This is a genomic window from Streptomyces sp. NPDC006235, from assembly GCF_040613735.1.
Lineage (GTDB): Bacteria > Actinomycetota > Actinomycetes > Streptomycetales > Streptomycetaceae > Streptomyces.
In genome coordinates this window covers 1-14252 of the sequence record NZ_JBEXSR010000049.1, presented here as the reverse complement: position 1 = coordinate 14252, position 14252 = coordinate 1, and the positions used below count along the sequence as shown (strand labels likewise).

The window sequence follows — 14252 nt, the reverse complement described above, 5'->3', positions numbered from 1 at the left end:
CTGCGGGAGTCAGGCCCGGCTCACCGGGGCGGACCGGTCCTCGGGCTCCTCGTCGACGGCGTGGGCGAGGAAGTCGTCGACCATGCGGTGGAAGAGCGTGGCGAGCTGCCGCAGTTCCTCGGGGGACCAGTCCGACAGGGCCATCTGCATGCCGCGGACCCCGGCCTCGCGGACCTTGGCGATGGCCTGCCGGCCGGTGTCGGTGAGCTCGATGCGCTGGGCGCGGCGGTCGTCGGGGTCGGGCACGCGGGTGACGTAGCCGGACTTCTGCAACTGCTGCACCGTGCGTGTGACGTGGGAGGCCTCCACTCCCAGCCGGGCGGCGAGCTCCCCCGGCCGCAGCGGCTCGGAGTCGGCGACCTGCCGCAGCAGCGCGACGGCGGCACGGTCGAGCGGCACGCCCGCGAGGGCCATCAGCCGGTCGTGCTGGCGGGCGCGGGTGCTCAGGTACGTGATACGGGTGAGCGCGCGCTCGATCTCGATCACTTCCGGGGAGGGCGCGTCGGGGAGCGGTGGTGTGGCCATGCGGGCCACTTTACCATCTCGTTGCCTAACTCAAGTAATTCACGGCGCCGAGGTCGAACCGGTGCGGTTCGCCCCGCGCCGGCGCCTCGGCCCCCGGGTCCGCTGAGGCCGGCGCCCGCCTCGACGCCGTTCAGGGGAAAGACCCGGCAAACGCGCGTGACCGGGCGCGGGGACGTCCACAACTCACCCGTGGACCTGCCGCTGATCCCGCCCATGCTCGCCACGCCCGGCACCCTGCCGCCCGCCGCGCAGGACCCGCGCTGGGCCTATGAGACCAAGCAGGACGGCCAGCGGGTGGTGGTCTATCTCCCCGGGGACGGCAGCGTGCTGCTGCGCGCCCGCTCCGGGGAGGACATCACGGCCGCGTATCCCGAACTGCGGCCCCTGGGCGCAGCCTTCGGCCCCGTGCCGGCCGTGCTGGACGGGGAGATCCTGGCTCTGGACGAACAGGGCCGGGCGAGCTTCCAGTTGCTGCAGTCCCGCATGGGTCTGGCGCACGCGCCCGCGAGGGCGGCCCGGCGGGCCGCGGAGGTGCCGGTCCATCTCGTGCTGTTCGACCTGATGCATCTGCAGGACCACTCGCTGATCAGGCTGCCCTACGCGCGGCGCCGCGCGGCGCTGGAGGATCTCGGCCTCGCCGGACCCTCCTGGTCGACCCCGGCCGCGATCGTCGGCCATGGCGCCGAGGCCCTGGCCGCCACCCGCGAGCACGGCATGGAGGGCCTGGTCTGCAAGCGGCTGGACTCGGTGTACGAACCGGGCGTGCGCTCCCGGGCCTGGATCAAGATCCGCAACATGCGCACCGAGGACGTCCTGGTCGGCGGCTGGCAGCCCGGCAAGGGACGGCTCACCGGCCTGCCCGGCGCGGTGCTGGTCGGGCAGCGTGCCGCGGGGCGGCTGCGCTACGTCGGGAGCGTGGGCACCGGCTGGAGCGAGGCCGAACGGACGGAACTCGCCGGGCTGCTGCGGGCGGCCGCGACCGACGTCTGCCCCTTCGACCCCGCCCCGCGCGCTCCGGGCGCCCACTGGGTCGTGCCCCGGCTGGTCGGCGAGGTCCGCTACAGCACCCGCACCCGGGAGGGCCTGCTGCGGCAGCCGTCCTGGCTGCGGCTCCGGCCGGATCTCGCGCCCGAGGAGGCCGCGGCCGACATCCCGGACGACATGGTCTGAAACGGCGCCGGGACTCCGGTTGTTGGGCAGCGATTCACCTACGGGATCACACATCCCTCTTGGCATGGACGCGTTCAGCCTGGAAGCTGAACCTCCCTTTCCCCCACAGCCGTTGGGCTGCGCCCAAGAGGAGGACGCAGTGTCGTCACGCCCGTTCGCACCCCGCAGGAGATGGCTCACCGGACTGGCCGGCGCCGCCGCCCTCGTCCTCGCTTTCCCCGCCACGGCCTTCGCCGCCCCGCCGCGGGCGCTGCCCGCCAACGCCGAGTCGCTGGAGAAGACGTTCCAGCCCGCCTACGACTACGACACCGACGGCTGCTACTCGACGCCGGCCATCGGCGCGGACGGCACCGTCAACGGCGGCCTCAACCCGACCGGCGCCCTCAACGGCGACTGCCGCGACGCCTCGGACCTGGACAACACCAACGGCTACGCGCGCTCCAAGTGCAACAACGGCTGGTGCGCCGTCCTGTACGCCCTCTACTTCGAGAAGGACCAGGCCGTGGCGGGCAGCGGCATCGGCGGCCACCGGCACGACTTCGAGCACGTCGCGGTGTTCGTGCAGGACAACCAGGTCAAGTACGTCTCGACGTCCGCGCACGGCTCGTTCAGCGTGCACGCGGCCTCGCAGGTCCGCTTCGACGGCACGCACCCGAAGATCGTCTACCACAAGGACGGCGTGAGCACCCACTGCTTCCGTCTCGCCAACGCGAACGACGAGCCGCCGGAGAACCACAAGCGCACCTGGCAGTACCCGCCGCTGGTCGGCTGGAACGGCTACCCCGCCGGAGTGCGCGACAAGCTCACGTCCTACGACTTCGGAAGCGCCAACTTCGGCCTGAAGGACGGCAACTTCGCCAACCACCTCGCGTCGGCCAAGCCCTCCGGCATCGCCTTCGATCCCTACGCCTGATCCGGGCTCGCTCCTGCCGGGGGCTTAGGTCCCCGGCCGGTCCCGTTTCCGCCCCGCGTCCGATCCATCGGCGCGGGGCGGCCGCATAGCGTCCCCTCATGGACGCGCACGACACGACAGGGAGACTCGAAGAAGCCCTCGAACGGCTCCACGCCTCGGGGCCGGAGCGGCTCGGCCGGCTCACCAACCACGCCCCCATGGTCGTGGAGGCGCTGGCCGCGCACGGGCAGGCGGATGCGGTGCACCGCTGGCTGGATCTGTACCGGCCCAAGCTGGAGGACTTCCCCACGCCCGTGACCCCCGTGACCGACGCGAACTGGCGCGAGGCGCTGGGGGATCCGCGCCGGGCCGCCGACTGGATCGGGTATTTCGACCACGCCCTGGCGGAACAGCCGTGGCGGGACGTCCTCGCGGCCTGGTGGCCACGGCTGCTGCCCGGGCTGTACGGCGGTTCCACGCATCCGGTGATCCGCGTCGGCCACGCCGTACGGGCGCTGGAAGCCGGCGAGAACGCGCCGCGGATCGCGGAACTCGCCCACGGCCTGGGCTACTGGGCGGCCCGGCACCGCCCCGTGTCCGGCATCGCCGTACTGCCCGCCGCGCCGGATGCGGCGCGGTCCCTGGACGCCGTGCCGCCGATCGCCGGTCCCCGGGGCGGCTTTCCCGACCGGCTCGCGGCCGTACGGCGACTGCCGCTGTGGGCGGGCGACGTGACCGACCCGGACACGGCCCGGGCACGCCTGACCGAGCTGGTCCGGGCCGCGACCCACCGGTACGCCACGCACGGCCACGGGGAGGAGACCATGCTGGTGCACGCGGCGACGGCGCCCAACGCCGTGCTGCGCACCCTCGGTTCCCTGCCGCGCGAGCTGTGGGCACCGAGCCTGCACGCGGCGTGGACCGCGTCCGCGGCGGTCACCGCGATGTACGCCCACGCCGAGCCCCTCCCCCACGTCCCCGCGCCCGGCCGCACCGCCGAGGAGGTGCTGGAACGGGCCCTCGCCCACGGCGACGAACACGTCATCAAGCTCACCGACACCGCCCTCGACGTGGGCGACGAACGGGCCCTGGCCGCGGCCCTGCGCGCGGTCGAACTGAGCGAGCCCCTCGTCCCGAACTGACGTACGACGAAGGGCGGTCGGGGGAGGTACGGCACGAACGTACCCCCGGAGGGTCTATCGTGTCGGCATGTCCGTCCCCGAACTGATCCGCATCGTCTCCCGCGACTCCCCCATGGCGCTCGCCCAGGTGGAGCGAGTCCGGGCCGAGCTGGCCGCCGCCCATCCCGGAGTGCGCACCGAGGTCGTACCGGTGAAGACCACCGGCGACAAGTGGATGGGTGATCTGTCCAAGGTCGAGGGCAAGGGCGCGTTCACCAAGGAGGTCGACGCGGCGCTGCTGGCCGGTGAGGCCGATCTCGCCGTGCACTGCGTGAAGGACGTGCCCGCTGACCGGCCGCTCCCGGCGGGGACGGTGTTCGCCGCGTTCCTCAAGCGGGACGACGTCCGGGACGCCCTGATCCACCCGGGCGGGCTCACCCTGGACGAGCTGCCGGCCGGGACGCGGATCGGCACCTCCTCGGTGCGCCGGGTCGCCCAACTGGCCGCCACGCACCCGCATCTGGAGTGCGTTCCGTTCCGGGGCAACGCCAACCGGCGCCTGGCGAAGCTGGCCGCCGGAGAGGCCGACGCGCTGCTGCTCGCGGTCTCCGGCCTGGAGCGCATCGGCCGCCAGGACGTGATCAGCGAGATCCTCTCCACCGAGACGATGATGCCGCCCATCGGCGCGGGCGTACTGGCGCTGCAGTGCCGTGAGGACGACGCCGCTCTGATCGACGCGGTGAGCGGTCTCGGCGACCCGGACACCCACCGGGAGACCACCGCGGAGCGCATGTTCCTGCATGTGCTCCAGGGGCACTGCAACAGCCCGATCGCCGGGTTCGCGCAGGTGGACCGCAGCGGCGAACTGTCTCTGCGGGCCTGTGTGTTCACCCCGGACGGCAAGACCCGGCTGAACGCCCACGAGTGGGCGGGCCGGCTCGACCCGGCCACACTCGGCACCTCGGTCGCCGTGGCCCTGCTGCGCCAGGGCGCCCGCGAGATCATCGACGGCATCCCGCACTGACCGCCGGGACGCGCTGACACCGGATCAGGCGGTGCCTTCCTCCGCCTGGTCCTGGAGGAAGACGCTCACCTGGTGGGCCAGGCTGTCGCGCAGCGCCGCTCCCTGCTGGGCCCCGGCGGGCCCCTCGTGCGCGCCGATGCCGCCCGACCACAGCCGGCGGTCGGCCCACTCCTCCTCGACGCGCAGCTGGACCTGGACGTCCACGAGGCTCAGGGACGCCTCGGCGCCGGCCGCGTACAGCACGGCGGTGGCCCGGCGCAGCGGGTAGACGTCGAAGCCCTCGATGAACTGCGAGTTGCGCCAGTCGAGGAAGGCGCTCTCCCCGTCCGGGCCGATCCGCACGTCGATCTGGCCGTCCTCGAGATGGATGCCGAGATGCCGGCTGCCGCGGTTCTCGACGGTCACGCGGAGGCTGAAGTACGTCAGCCCCTCCGCGGCGTCGTCACGGCCGCGGGGCGGCTCGGCCAGTTCCAGACGGTGGACGCGGACGCGCAGACCGGCATGCTCGTCGTACTCCTGCCAGTCCCCGACCACGTTCGGCTCGTACACGCTGCACCTCTCGACCTCTGGAAGCTGCTTCCTATCTGTGGTCTCAGCGCACTGTCAAATGAGCAGAATGCGCTGTGGCCTGGCAGTTCATCCGTTTTGATCGGTGATCAAGCCGTGCCCAGCGGTTATCCGGAACCAAGGGGAGAAAGCGCTTGCGGCGGCGTGCCGCACATCACTTCCCCGAGTGAAGATCAACGGGCCAGACGGCCCAGCAGCGCCGAGGCGGCGGTGACGCCGAGGGCGGCGGCCACGAGCAGCACCGCGAAGTCGGAGGCCAGGTGGTGGGGCGTGCCCAGGAGGAGCCCGCGCAGGGCGTCGACCTCGTAGCTGAGCGGGTTGGCCTTGCTGACCGCCTGGAGCCAGCCCGGCATCACGGACACCGGGTACAGGGCGTTGGAGCCGAAGAACAGCGGCATGGTGATCGCCTGCCCGAAACCCATCAGACGGTCGCGGCTGAGGACGATGCCGGCGATGGTCATCGACAGGCAGGAGAAGAAGGCCGAGCCGAGGACGACGATCGCGGCGACGGCGAGCAGTTTCAGCGGGTTCCAGGTCAGCGCCACGCCGAGCAGGGCGGCGATGAGGAGGACCACGACCGCCTGGACGAGCGACTTGACGCCCGCCGCGAAGGCCTTGCCGGTGATCAGCGCGGAGCGCGGGGTCGGCGTGACGAGGAGCTTGTTGAGGATGCCGGCGTCGCGCTCCCAGATGATCTGGATGCCGTAGAAGATGGCGATGAACATCGCGGACTGGGCGATGATGCCGGGCGCCAGGTAGTCGACGTAGGGGATGCCGCCGGTGGGGATGGCCTTGATGCGGGTGAAGGTCTGGCCGAAGATCAGCAGCCAGAGGGCCGGCTGGACCGCCCTGGTGTAGAGCTCGGTGCGGTCGTGGCGCAGCTTCTGCAGTTCGACCGCGCACATCGCGCCGACGCGGGCGGGCAGGAGCCGCCAGCCCGAGCGGGGTCGCGGGGGCTTGAGCAGCAGATCGATGCCGGGGCCGCGGGCGGGGTCAGCCGACACGGCGTGCGGTGCGGCGGGTGCTTCGGACATCGCGGAAATCTCCTGCCTCGTCGTCGAGACCGCTGCCCGCCAGGTCGCGGAAGACGTCCTCCAGCGTGGGCAGCGTGTCCGTGGCCGCGCCCGCGGCGCGGCGGCGGGCGCCGAGTCCTTCCCTGAGCTCGGCAGGGCTGCCGAGGGCACGGATCCGGCCGTGGTGCATCAGGGCGACCCGGTCGCAGTACTGGTCGGCCTCGTCCATGGAGTGGGTGGTGACGAGCACGGTCATGCCGGTGGCCGCGCGGACCGCTTCGATGTGGTCCCAGACGCCGGTGCGGGCGATCGGGTCGAGGCCGATCGTGGGCTCGTCGAGGATCAGCAGCCGCGGGGCGCTGACCAGGGCCTGGGCGAGTTCGAGCCGGCGGACCATGCCGCCGGAGTAGGTGGCGGCGAGCCGGTCGGCGGGGCCGGTGAGGTCGACGGCGGCCAGGGCCTGGGCGACGCGTTCGGCGCGTTCCCGGCGGGGCACGTCGAAGACCCGGGCGAACAGCGCGACGTTCTCCCGCCCGGTGAGTCCGGCGTCCGCCGAGAGTTGCTGCGGCACGTATCCGAGCAGCCGGCGTACGGCCATGCGCTCGCCTGCGGCGTCGTGGCCGAAGACGCGGACCGTGCCGGCCGGTACCGGCAGCAGGGTGGTGAGGCAGCGCATCACCGTGGTCTTGCCGGCGCCGTTGGGGCCGAGCAGCCCGAAGACCTCGCCCTGGTGGACCGTGAGATCGAGTCCGTCCACGGCCCGGGTCGCGCCGAAGGCGTGGACGAGCCCGGTGCAGGCGACGGCGTCGGCCGATGGTGGTTCGGTGTCCCGCGTCATGACTCCTCGGCCTCCTCGTGCAGGGTGCCGGCCAGCTTGCGCAGGGCCGGGATCGCGGCGTGCAGGGCCTTGCGGTCCGCCTCGTCCAGCCGCGACACATGGCGTCGTACGAGGTCGGCGCGGCGGCGGCGCCACTCGCGCAGCCGTGCCCCGGCGGCCGATGTGGGCAGCAGCCGGGCGGCCCGGCGATCGGCCGGGTCGGTCTCGCGGACCAGATAGCCCGCCCGCACCAACTGATTGACCAGGGTGGACACGGAGTTGGCCGCCAGTCCGAGGTCCTTGGCCGCGTCGGAGATGCCGATGCCGGGCCGCGTCACGGCCAGGCGCAGCAGCTCCACCTCGGCGCCGCGCAGCCGGGGGTCGGGCATCTCACGGCGCAGGCGCCGTCGCATCAGCCGCTGGACCCCGACGAGCGCGTCGGCCAGCTCTTCGGGGAAGGTCTCCGGCTCCATGCGGCAGAGATTAGCTCTGTGACAGAGGTAATCGGCCCAAGCCGGAGTCAAGAGATGCACCCGGAACGGCAGCGGCTCCCGGGAGAGCCCATGCTCACGAATGGGCGTATTGTCGGAATTGTTTCGCGGTCTCCCCGCCCGGGAATGGGCGATGAAGTGCTTCGGACCGGAGGCACGTCCGTGGGAGACGCCCGGGCCCCCGGTGCCCTCCGTGAGGTCCGAGCCCGTGCTTCCCACGGTGTCTGTCCTTTCGGCACCTGCTCAGGGAGGTGCGCACCATGCGTATCGCCGACAGCACCAGAACGCACCCCCACGACGACGCTCCCGACACCGCCGAGGCGTTCGAACGCCTCGTGCGCCTGCCCGACGGGCCCGAGCGCAAGGCCCTGCGCGACGAACTGGTCGAGGCCTGGCTGCCCATGGCCGAGCGGATCGCCGTCCGCTTCCGGGGCCGGGGCGAAGCCCTGGAGGACCTCTACCAGGTGGCCGCCCTCGGTCTCGTCAAGGCCGTCGACCACTACGACCCGGCGCGCGGCAACGCCTTCGAGGCCTATGCCGTGCCGACGGTCACCGGCGAGATCAAGCGCCACTTCCGCGACCACATGTGGACGCTGCACGTCCCCCGCCGGGTCCAGGACCTGCGCAACCGCGTGCGGCACGCCGCCAAGGAGCTGTCCCAGACCACCCCCGGCCGCGCCCCCACGGTCGCCGAGATCGCCGAGTACGCCCACCTCACCGAGGGCGAGGTGCGCACCGGCATGGAGGCGCTGGAGTGCTTCTCCGCCCTGTCGCTGGAGGCGGAGATGCCCGGCACGGACGGCTACGCCCTCGGGGACGCGATCGGCGGGCCGGACCCGGCCTTCGACACGGTCGTCAACCGCGTGGCCGTCAAGCCCTGTCTGGAGGCGCTGCCGGAGCGCGAGCGGATCATCCTCTACCTGCGGTTCTTCAAGGGCATGACGCAGAGCCGCATCGCGGAGCAGCTCGGCATCTCGCAGATGCACGTCTCCCGGCTGCTCAGCAGCTGCTTCGCCCATCTGCGCGAGGAGCTGCTGACCGAGGCCAGGTGACCGCCGGACCTCACCTCGGCGCCGCCGGGCAGTGTCACTGCTCCGGCGGCGCTTCGGGGATCTGGGTCGGTCCGGCGCGGTCGAGGGCGTCCTCCAGCTCGGCCCGTATCTCTCGGGGCATCACGCCGGTGCGTCCCCAGACGAGGATCAGTTCCGCGACGTTGCGCAGCTTGATGTTGGTGTGCTGGGAGACCTCCTTCAGCACGGCCCAGCCCTGATCGGGCGAGATCCGGCCGAGCACGACGACCATCCCGATCGCCTGGTCCACGACCGCGTGGGAGACGACCGCCTCCTTCAGCTGCCGGACTTCTTCCTGCAACTCGAAGATCCGCTCCGAGCCCCCGTCCGTGGGCATGGTCACCTCCGGGTCCGGTGCGCCGCTGTCCCCATGGCCTCGTGGGGTGCTTGAGTGCCTGGACGCAGTGTCCGACGCCTCCATCGTCGTCACTCGGCCCGCCCGGTGCCACCGGGGCGGTCCGGGCCGGTCCACCACACCGTTTTGCCGCCGTCGCCGGGGTACTCGGCAGGCGCCCACGGGGGTTCCGGTTGGACACTGGTGTCATTCCTCCGGTGGCTGCCAGGCCGAAGAGATCAGGACGCGACTGCCATGAACCACGACATGCCCACCCCCTCCGGCACCAAGGACGTCGTCTCATCACACTCCGTATTCGGCGCGCCCTGCTGGGTGAGTCTGACCAGCAGGGACGTCAAGGCGACCGAGGAGTTCTACGGAGCCGTGCTGGGCTGGCAATGGCGGCCGGCCAAACTCGGCGACCGTTTCCGGATCGCGCTGGCGGACGGCTCGCCGGTGGCCGGGATCGCGGGGGTGGCCAGCATGTGGCAGATGGCGGTGGCGTGGACGCCGTACTTCGCCGTGCGGAGCGCGGACGATGCGGTGGCGCGGGTGCAGGAACGCATGGGCACGGTCGCGGTCGGGCCGATCTCGCTGCCGCCGGGGCGGGCGGCGCTGCTGGCCGACCGGGACGGGGCGACCTTCGGGATCTGGGAGGGTGACCTGTTCACCGACTGGGAGACCTGGCGCAACGCGCAGCCGGCCTTCATCACGCTGCACACGCGGGACGCCTTCGACGCCGCCATCTTCTACGGCGAGGTCCTCGACTGGGCCTCCGAGAGCCCCGGCTGCTGCGAGGTCCACTACGAGGGCGGGGAGGTCGTGCTGCGCAGCCGCGGTGACGTGGTGGCACGGATCGAGTCGGGGGCGCTGGAGGCGGCCCCCGACCCGACGATCCGGCCGCACTGGCAGGTCCACTTCAGCGTCGACGACGTCGAGGCCTGCACCCGGGCCGCGGAGCTGCACGGTGGCAGCGTGCTGTCCAAGGGCAGCGACGAGGCCGTGCTGCGCGACCACGACGGCGCGCAGTTCACGGTGACGGCGCGCCGGGGCCGCTCGTAAGTCATCCGGCCCTCGTACGTCATCCGGCCTTTGTGCGGGAGGGCCGCGACAGCAGCACCAGGCTGCGTGCGTCGACCGTCAGCACCGTGCCCGCCTTGTGCTCCGCCTCGTCGGGGGAACCCTCCGGGGCGGCGGTGTCGATCAGGGCCGTCCAGCGTTCGCCGTAGGCGGCGTCCGGGAGGCGGAAGTCGACCGGCTCCCAGTGGCTGTTGAACAGCAGGAGGAACGAGTCGTCGACGACGGGGCGGCCGCACGGGTCGGGTTCGGCGATGGCGTCGCCGTTGAGGAAGACCCCGACGCAGTGCGCGTCGCCGCGCTGCCAGTCGTCGTCGGTCATCTCCTGGGCGTCCGGCGCCAGCCACACCAGGTCGGGCAGCGGTTGGTCCGCGCGGGTCATGGTCTCGCCGAGGAAGAAGCGGCGCCGGCGCAGCACGGGGTGCCCGGTGCGCAGCCGGATGACGTACCGGGTGAACTCCAGCAGGTCGCGCTGTTCCTCGGTGAGCCGCCAGTCGATCCAGGAGATCTCGTTGTCCTGGCAGTAGGCGTTGTTGTTGCCGCGCTGGGTGCGCCCCAGTTCGTCGCCGTGGCAGAGCATCGGGATGCCCTGGGAGAGCAGCAGCGTGGCGAGGAAGTTGCGCTGCTGGCGGGCGCGCAGCTCCAGGACGGCCGCATCGCCGGTGGCGCCCTCGGCGCCGCAGTTCCAGGACCGGTTGGTGCTCTCGCCGTCCTGGTTGTCCTCGCCGTTGTCCTCGTTGTGCTTTTCGTTGTAGGAGACGAGGTCGCGCAGAGTGAATCCGTCGTGCGCGGTGACGAAGTTGACGCTGGCCCGGGGGCGGCGCCGGCTGTGCTGGTACAGGTCGGAGGACCCGGTCAGCCGGGAGGCGAACTCGCCGAGCGTGTGATCCTCACCGCGCCAGAAGTCGCGCACCGCGTCGCGGTACATGCCGTTCCACTCCGACCACAGCGGCGGGAAGTTGCCCACCTGGTAGCCGCCCTCGCCGACGTCCCACGGCTCCGCGATCAGCTTGACGCGGCTGACCACCGGGTCCTGCTGGATCAGGTCGAAGAACGCCGACAGCCGGTCCACCTCGTGGAACTGCCGGGCCAGGGTGGCCGCGAGGTCGAAGCGGAAGCCGTCGACGTGCATCTCGGTGACCCAGTACCGCAGCGAGTCCATGATCAGCTGGAGCACGTAGGGGTGGCGCATCAGCAGGCTGTTGCCGGTGCCGGTGGTGTCGTAGTAGTGCTCCCAGTCGCCGTCGACCAGGCGGTAGTACGAGGAGTTGTCGATGCCGCGGAAGGACAGGGTGGGGCCCTTCTCGTTGCCCTCGGCGGTGTGGTTGTAGACCACGTCGAGGATCACCTCGAGCCCGGCCGCGTGCAGGGTCTTCACCATCGACTTGAACTCGGCGACCTGCTGGCCGCGGGTGCCGTGGGCGGCGTAGCCGTTGTGCGGCGCGAAGAAGCCGATCGTGTTGTAGCCCCAGTAGTTGGCCAGACCGCGGTCGTGCAGCACGCCGTCGTGGACGAACTGGTGCACCGGCATCAGCTCCACCGCCGTGACGCCGAGCGAGGTGAGGTGCTCGACGGCCGCGGGGTGGGCGAGCCCGGCGTAGGTGCCACGCAGCTCGGCGGGCACCTCGGGGTGGGTGCGGGTCAGGCCCTTGACGTGCGCCTCGTAGATCACCGTGTCGGCGTAGGGCCGGCAGGGCCGGGTGTCGTCGCCCCAGTCGAAGGCCGGGTCGGTCACCACACCGAGCATGGTGTGTCCGGCGCTGTCGGCCGGGTCGGGGCCGTCCGGGTTCCGTTCGTAGAGCGAGGGGTGGTTGTCGATCTGCCCGTCGACCGCGCGTGCGTAGGGGTCGAGGAGCAGCTTCGCCGGGTTGCAGCGGTGGCCGAGGGCGGGGACCCACGGCCCGTGCACGCGGTAGCCGTAGCGCTGACCGGGGCCGACACCAGGGAGGTAGCCGTGCCAGACGAAGCCGTCGACCTCGGTCAGCGGCACCCGGGTGTGGCTGCCGTCGTCGTCGACGAGAACCAGCTCGACGCGTTCGGCCACTTCGCTGAAGAGCGCGAAGTTGGTGCCCTCCCCGTCGTACTCGGCGCCCAGCGGGTAGGGGCGCCCGCTCCACGCGGACACCCCTTTCCGTGTCTGCCGGCGCGTCACCGGGCCTCCTCCAGGACCTCGCCCGGCGCATTGGCGGGGCCGGCCAGCTGCGCGACGCGCACCTCGCGGGGCACCTCCAGGCCCTCGCTCTCCTGCGGGGCGGGCGCGGTCGGCACCAGCGGGACGCGTTCGCCGGCCCGGGCGCGCTGCGAGAACCAGATGACCTTGCTGCCGGTCTCGGTGGCGCAGCACCCCCAGCCGTCGCTCATCGCCGCGAGGTGCTCCAGGCAGCCCCGCAGCTCCTGGTCCGGGCGCAGGGCGCGGTCGTTGTCCCCGATGGCGGTGATCAGGTGCTGGCCGTTCCACCACATCTCGATCGACGTGTTCTTGTCCGTGGCGTGCTCGTCGATGGCCTTGAGCAGCATCTCGGCACCGCCGCAGACGGGCTGGATCAGGTTGTCCAGGTCCCAGAACCTCAGGTGAGCGGCCAGAATGCGGCTGACCTGTCCCACCCGTTCCGGGCTGACTTCCACGTCGAGGTGGTAGTAGCAGGGCACTGCGGTCTTCATCGGTCGGCTCCTCACCGCGAAGCTCAGCTCCTCCTCGCTCCCGCGGTCCTGCGGGACGAGCCCCGAACACGGAACGTGAGCGCGTATCGCTTCTGAGTCACCCTCAGCCTGAGGGTGCTAGCCCGTTCGTGCAACACGAGCGCACAGTTGAGGTGCTTGAGTGCCCAAGTGAGCAAGCCTTGGGGCCTGAGCGGCGCGGCTGAGCCGCTTTTGGTTGAGGATCCAACAAGACGCTGCGTCGTCACCCGTGCACCATGTGTGAAGAACTCGATCGCCGTTACGGGTCCGTGCCGCTGTGCACGGCCGCCGTCCGACCGTCGGGAGACCGTGCCCCTCGAAGCCCGAAAGGTGATCGGCGCCATGCTGCTACCCGCCAAAGCCGAAGTCGCCCGGCAGTTGCGGCGTTACCGGGCCTGGGAACGCGTGATGCTCGCGGCACCGAACGACCGCACGGTGCGGACCACATTCGAGGACTCCGGCTACACGCTCTGTGTGCTGATGGGCAAGCGCTGCGCGCGGGAGGCGGCGGACGCGGCCGAGCGGTATCTGCGCACGAACCAGGTCACCTCTGCGCAGGAACAGTCGCAGGTCGCCTATGCGCATGAACCGCAGGTGGCCTATGCGCACGAACCTCAGGTGGCCTTTGCGCAGGAATCGCAGGTCACCTATGCGCAGGAATCGCAGCTCGCCTGTGCGCAGGACCCGCAGGTCACCCGTCTGCAGGAACAGAACGAACGGCTCCGTCCGGCCACCGCGGTCCGGCGAAGACCGCCGGCGGCAGAGCGGCGTTCCCGCGCGGGACGGTAGCCGCCCTCCGCAGACCTTGTCCCCTGAACCGGGCCCGTGGCCCGGCTTTCGAGCACGGTGGAGGTGAGGACCATGAGTAGGACCCGGGCCATCGGCCGTATCCCGGTACGGGACGTCCGGCCGGCCGTGGAGAGCGGCAACCGGCCGGCCAAGGCGGTCGTGGGAGAGACGTTCGAGGTCACCGCCACCGTGTTCCGGGAGGGGCACGACGCGGTCGCCGCCAACGTCGTCCTCAAGGATCCGGAGGGCCGTCCCGGGCCGTGGACGCCGATGCGTGAGCTGGCCCCGGGCAGCGACCGCTGGGGCGCCGAGGTCACCGCGGACGCCGTCGGCCGCTGGACGTACCGGGTGGAGGCCTGGAGCGACCCGGTGGCCACCTGGCGCCACACGGCGGGCATAAAGGTGCCGGCCGGCATCGACCCCGGTCTGGTCCTCGAAGAGGGCGCCGATCTGTACGAGCGGGCGGCGGCCGGCGTTCCCAGGGAAGCCGGCCGCGGTCTGCTGCTCGACGCCGCGGAGGCGCTGCGCGACGACTCGCTGTCCCCGGCGGCGCGGTTGGCGGCGGCGCTGACGCCGGAGGTGGACGAGGTCCTGGCCCGCCATCCGCTGCGGGACCTGGTCACCACCTCCGAGCCACTGCCCCTGCTCGTGGAGCGCGAGCGGGCCCTGTACGGCTCCTGGTA

At 71.7% G+C, this 14252-nt stretch carries 15 protein-coding genes and 1 pseudogene; 8 read left to right on the top strand and 8 right to left on the bottom strand.

What is annotated here, in order from left to right; genetic code table 11:
• Positions 1-9: 9 nt before the first annotated feature.
• Positions 10-525 carry a MarR family transcriptional regulator gene (locus tag ABZ192_RS37220; protein WP_356928884.1) on the bottom strand — a complete coding sequence of 172 codons (516 nt, stop codon included), beginning with the start codon at positions 523-525 and terminating at the stop codon, positions 10-12.
• A gap of 189 nt (positions 526-714) precedes the next feature.
• On the opposite strand from ABZ192_RS37220, the gene ligD reads away from it, so the two are divergent.
• From ligD to hemC, 4 genes are all read left to right on the top strand, one after another.
• On the top strand, positions 715-1695 hold the full coding sequence (ligD, locus tag ABZ192_RS37215) for a non-homologous end-joining DNA ligase (protein WP_356928883.1): 981 nt from the start codon (positions 715-717) through the stop codon (positions 1693-1695).
• A gap of 139 nt (positions 1696-1834) precedes the next feature.
• Positions 1835-2608 carry an NPP1 family protein gene (locus tag ABZ192_RS37210; protein ID WP_356928882.1) on the top strand — a complete coding sequence of 258 codons (774 nt, stop codon included), beginning with the start codon at positions 1835-1837 and terminating at the stop codon, positions 2606-2608.
• A 98-nt stretch (positions 2609-2706) separates the two neighbouring features.
• Positions 2707-3729: a questin oxidase family protein gene (locus ABZ192_RS37205; protein ID WP_356928881.1), complete on the top strand. Its 1023-nt coding sequence runs from the start codon at positions 2707-2709 to the stop codon at positions 3727-3729.
• A 67-nt stretch (positions 3730-3796) separates the two neighbouring features.
• Positions 3797-4732, top strand: coding sequence for a hydroxymethylbilane synthase (gene hemC / locus ABZ192_RS37200; RefSeq protein WP_356928880.1), 936 nt, complete (start codon positions 3797-3799; stop codon positions 4730-4732).
• A gap of 24 nt (positions 4733-4756) precedes the next feature.
• Here the strand turns inward: hemC and ABZ192_RS37195 are convergent, their stop codons facing one another.
• The 4 genes from ABZ192_RS37195 to ABZ192_RS37180 all read right to left on the bottom strand — a co-directional run bounded on the left by ABZ192_RS37195 (position 4757) and on the right by ABZ192_RS37180 (position 7602).
• The gene (locus ABZ192_RS37195; RefSeq protein ID WP_356928879.1) at positions 4757-5281 is read right to left on the bottom strand and encodes a hypothetical protein; all 525 of its coding nucleotides are present in this window, start codon (positions 5279-5281) and stop codon (positions 4757-4759) included.
• Between the two features lie 191 nt (positions 5282-5472).
• On the bottom strand, positions 5473-6333 hold the full coding sequence (locus ABZ192_RS37190) for an ABC transporter permease (protein WP_356928878.1): 861 nt from the start codon (positions 6331-6333) through the stop codon (positions 5473-5475).
• A complete protein-coding gene (locus tag ABZ192_RS37185) occupies positions 6293-7150 on the bottom strand; it encodes an ATP-binding cassette domain-containing protein (RefSeq protein WP_356928877.1) in 858 nt (285 codons plus the stop codon). The genes ABZ192_RS37190 and ABZ192_RS37185 overlap by 41 nt, the downstream gene beginning before the upstream one ends.
• Entirely contained in the window at positions 7147-7602 is a 456-nt protein-coding gene (locus ABZ192_RS37180; RefSeq protein WP_356928876.1) for a MarR family transcriptional regulator, read from the bottom strand. Before ABZ192_RS37180 ends, ABZ192_RS37185 begins: the two co-directional genes overlap by 4 nt.
• Before the next feature lie 278 nt (positions 7603-7880).
• Here ABZ192_RS37180 and ABZ192_RS37175 point away from each other — a divergent pair, with 278 nt between their 5' ends.
• Positions 7881-8672, top strand: a complete 792-nt coding sequence (locus tag ABZ192_RS37175; protein ID WP_356928875.1) for an RNA polymerase sigma factor SigF — start codon at positions 7881-7883, stop codon at positions 8670-8672.
• A gap of 34 nt (positions 8673-8706) precedes the next feature.
• On the opposite strand, the gene ABZ192_RS37170 is transcribed toward ABZ192_RS37175, so the two are convergent.
• Complete coding sequence (locus ABZ192_RS37170) at positions 8707-9027, bottom strand: ANTAR domain-containing protein (RefSeq protein ID WP_174523400.1); 321 nt, start codon at positions 9025-9027, stop codon at positions 8707-8709.
• Between the two features lie 252 nt (positions 9028-9279).
• On the opposite strand from ABZ192_RS37170, the gene ABZ192_RS37165 reads away from it, so the two are divergent.
• Entirely contained in the window at positions 9280-10086 is an 807-nt protein-coding gene (locus tag ABZ192_RS37165) for a VOC family protein (RefSeq protein WP_356928874.1), read from the top strand.
• Between the two features lie 19 nt (positions 10087-10105).
• Here the strand turns inward: ABZ192_RS37165 and glgX are convergent, their stop codons facing one another.
• The gene (gene glgX / locus ABZ192_RS37160) at positions 10106-12253 is read right to left on the bottom strand and encodes a glycogen debranching protein GlgX (protein ID WP_356928873.1); all 2148 of its coding nucleotides are present in this window, start codon (positions 12251-12253) and stop codon (positions 10106-10108) included.
• Positions 12250-12762 carry a pep a2 gene (locus tag ABZ192_RS37155; protein ID WP_356928872.1) on the bottom strand — a complete coding sequence of 171 codons (513 nt, stop codon included), beginning with the start codon at positions 12760-12762 and terminating at the stop codon, positions 12250-12252. Before ABZ192_RS37155 ends, glgX begins: the two co-directional genes overlap by 4 nt.
• 360 nt (positions 12763-13122) lie before the next feature.
• Here ABZ192_RS37155 and ABZ192_RS37150 point away from each other — a divergent pair.
• Positions 13123-13347 (top strand): annotated as a pseudogene (locus ABZ192_RS37150) (DUF5133 domain-containing protein); the annotation flags it as partial.
• Between the two features lie 294 nt (positions 13348-13641).
• On the top strand, positions 13642-14252 hold a 611-nt coding region (locus ABZ192_RS37145), incomplete at its 3' end, for a maltotransferase domain-containing protein (RefSeq protein ID WP_356928871.1).

Coding starts and splice junctions, on each gene's coding strand:
- ABZ192_RS37175 (WP_356928875.1), top strand. CDS start 7,881: ATGCGTATCGCCGACAGCACCAGAACGCACCCCCACGACGACGCTCCC.
- hemC (WP_356928880.1), top strand. CDS start 3,797: ATGTCCGTCCCCGAACTGATCCGCATCGTCTCCCGCGACTCCCCCATG.
- ABZ192_RS37170 (WP_174523400.1), bottom strand. CDS start 9,027: ATGCCCACGGACGGGGGCTCGGAGCGGATCTTCGAGTTGCAGGAAGAA.
- ABZ192_RS37190 (WP_356928878.1), bottom strand. CDS start 6,333: ATGTCCGAAGCACCCGCCGCACCGCACGCCGTGTCGGCTGACCCCGCC.
- ABZ192_RS37155 (WP_356928872.1), bottom strand. CDS start 12,762: ATGAAGACCGCAGTGCCCTGCTACTACCACCTCGACGTGGAAGTCAGC.
- ABZ192_RS37165 (WP_356928874.1), top strand. CDS start 9,280: ATGAACCACGACATGCCCACCCCCTCCGGCACCAAGGACGTCGTCTCA.
- ABZ192_RS37220 (WP_356928884.1), bottom strand. CDS start 525: ATGGCCACACCACCGCTCCCCGACGCGCCCTCCCCGGAAGTGATCGAG.
- ABZ192_RS37205 (WP_356928881.1), top strand. CDS start 2,707: ATGGACGCGCACGACACGACAGGGAGACTCGAAGAAGCCCTCGAACGG.
- ABZ192_RS37180 (WP_356928876.1), bottom strand. CDS start 7,602: ATGGAGCCGGAGACCTTCCCCGAAGAGCTGGCCGACGCGCTCGTCGGG.
- ABZ192_RS37185 (WP_356928877.1), bottom strand. CDS start 7,150: ATGACGCGGGACACCGAACCACCATCGGCCGACGCCGTCGCCTGCACC.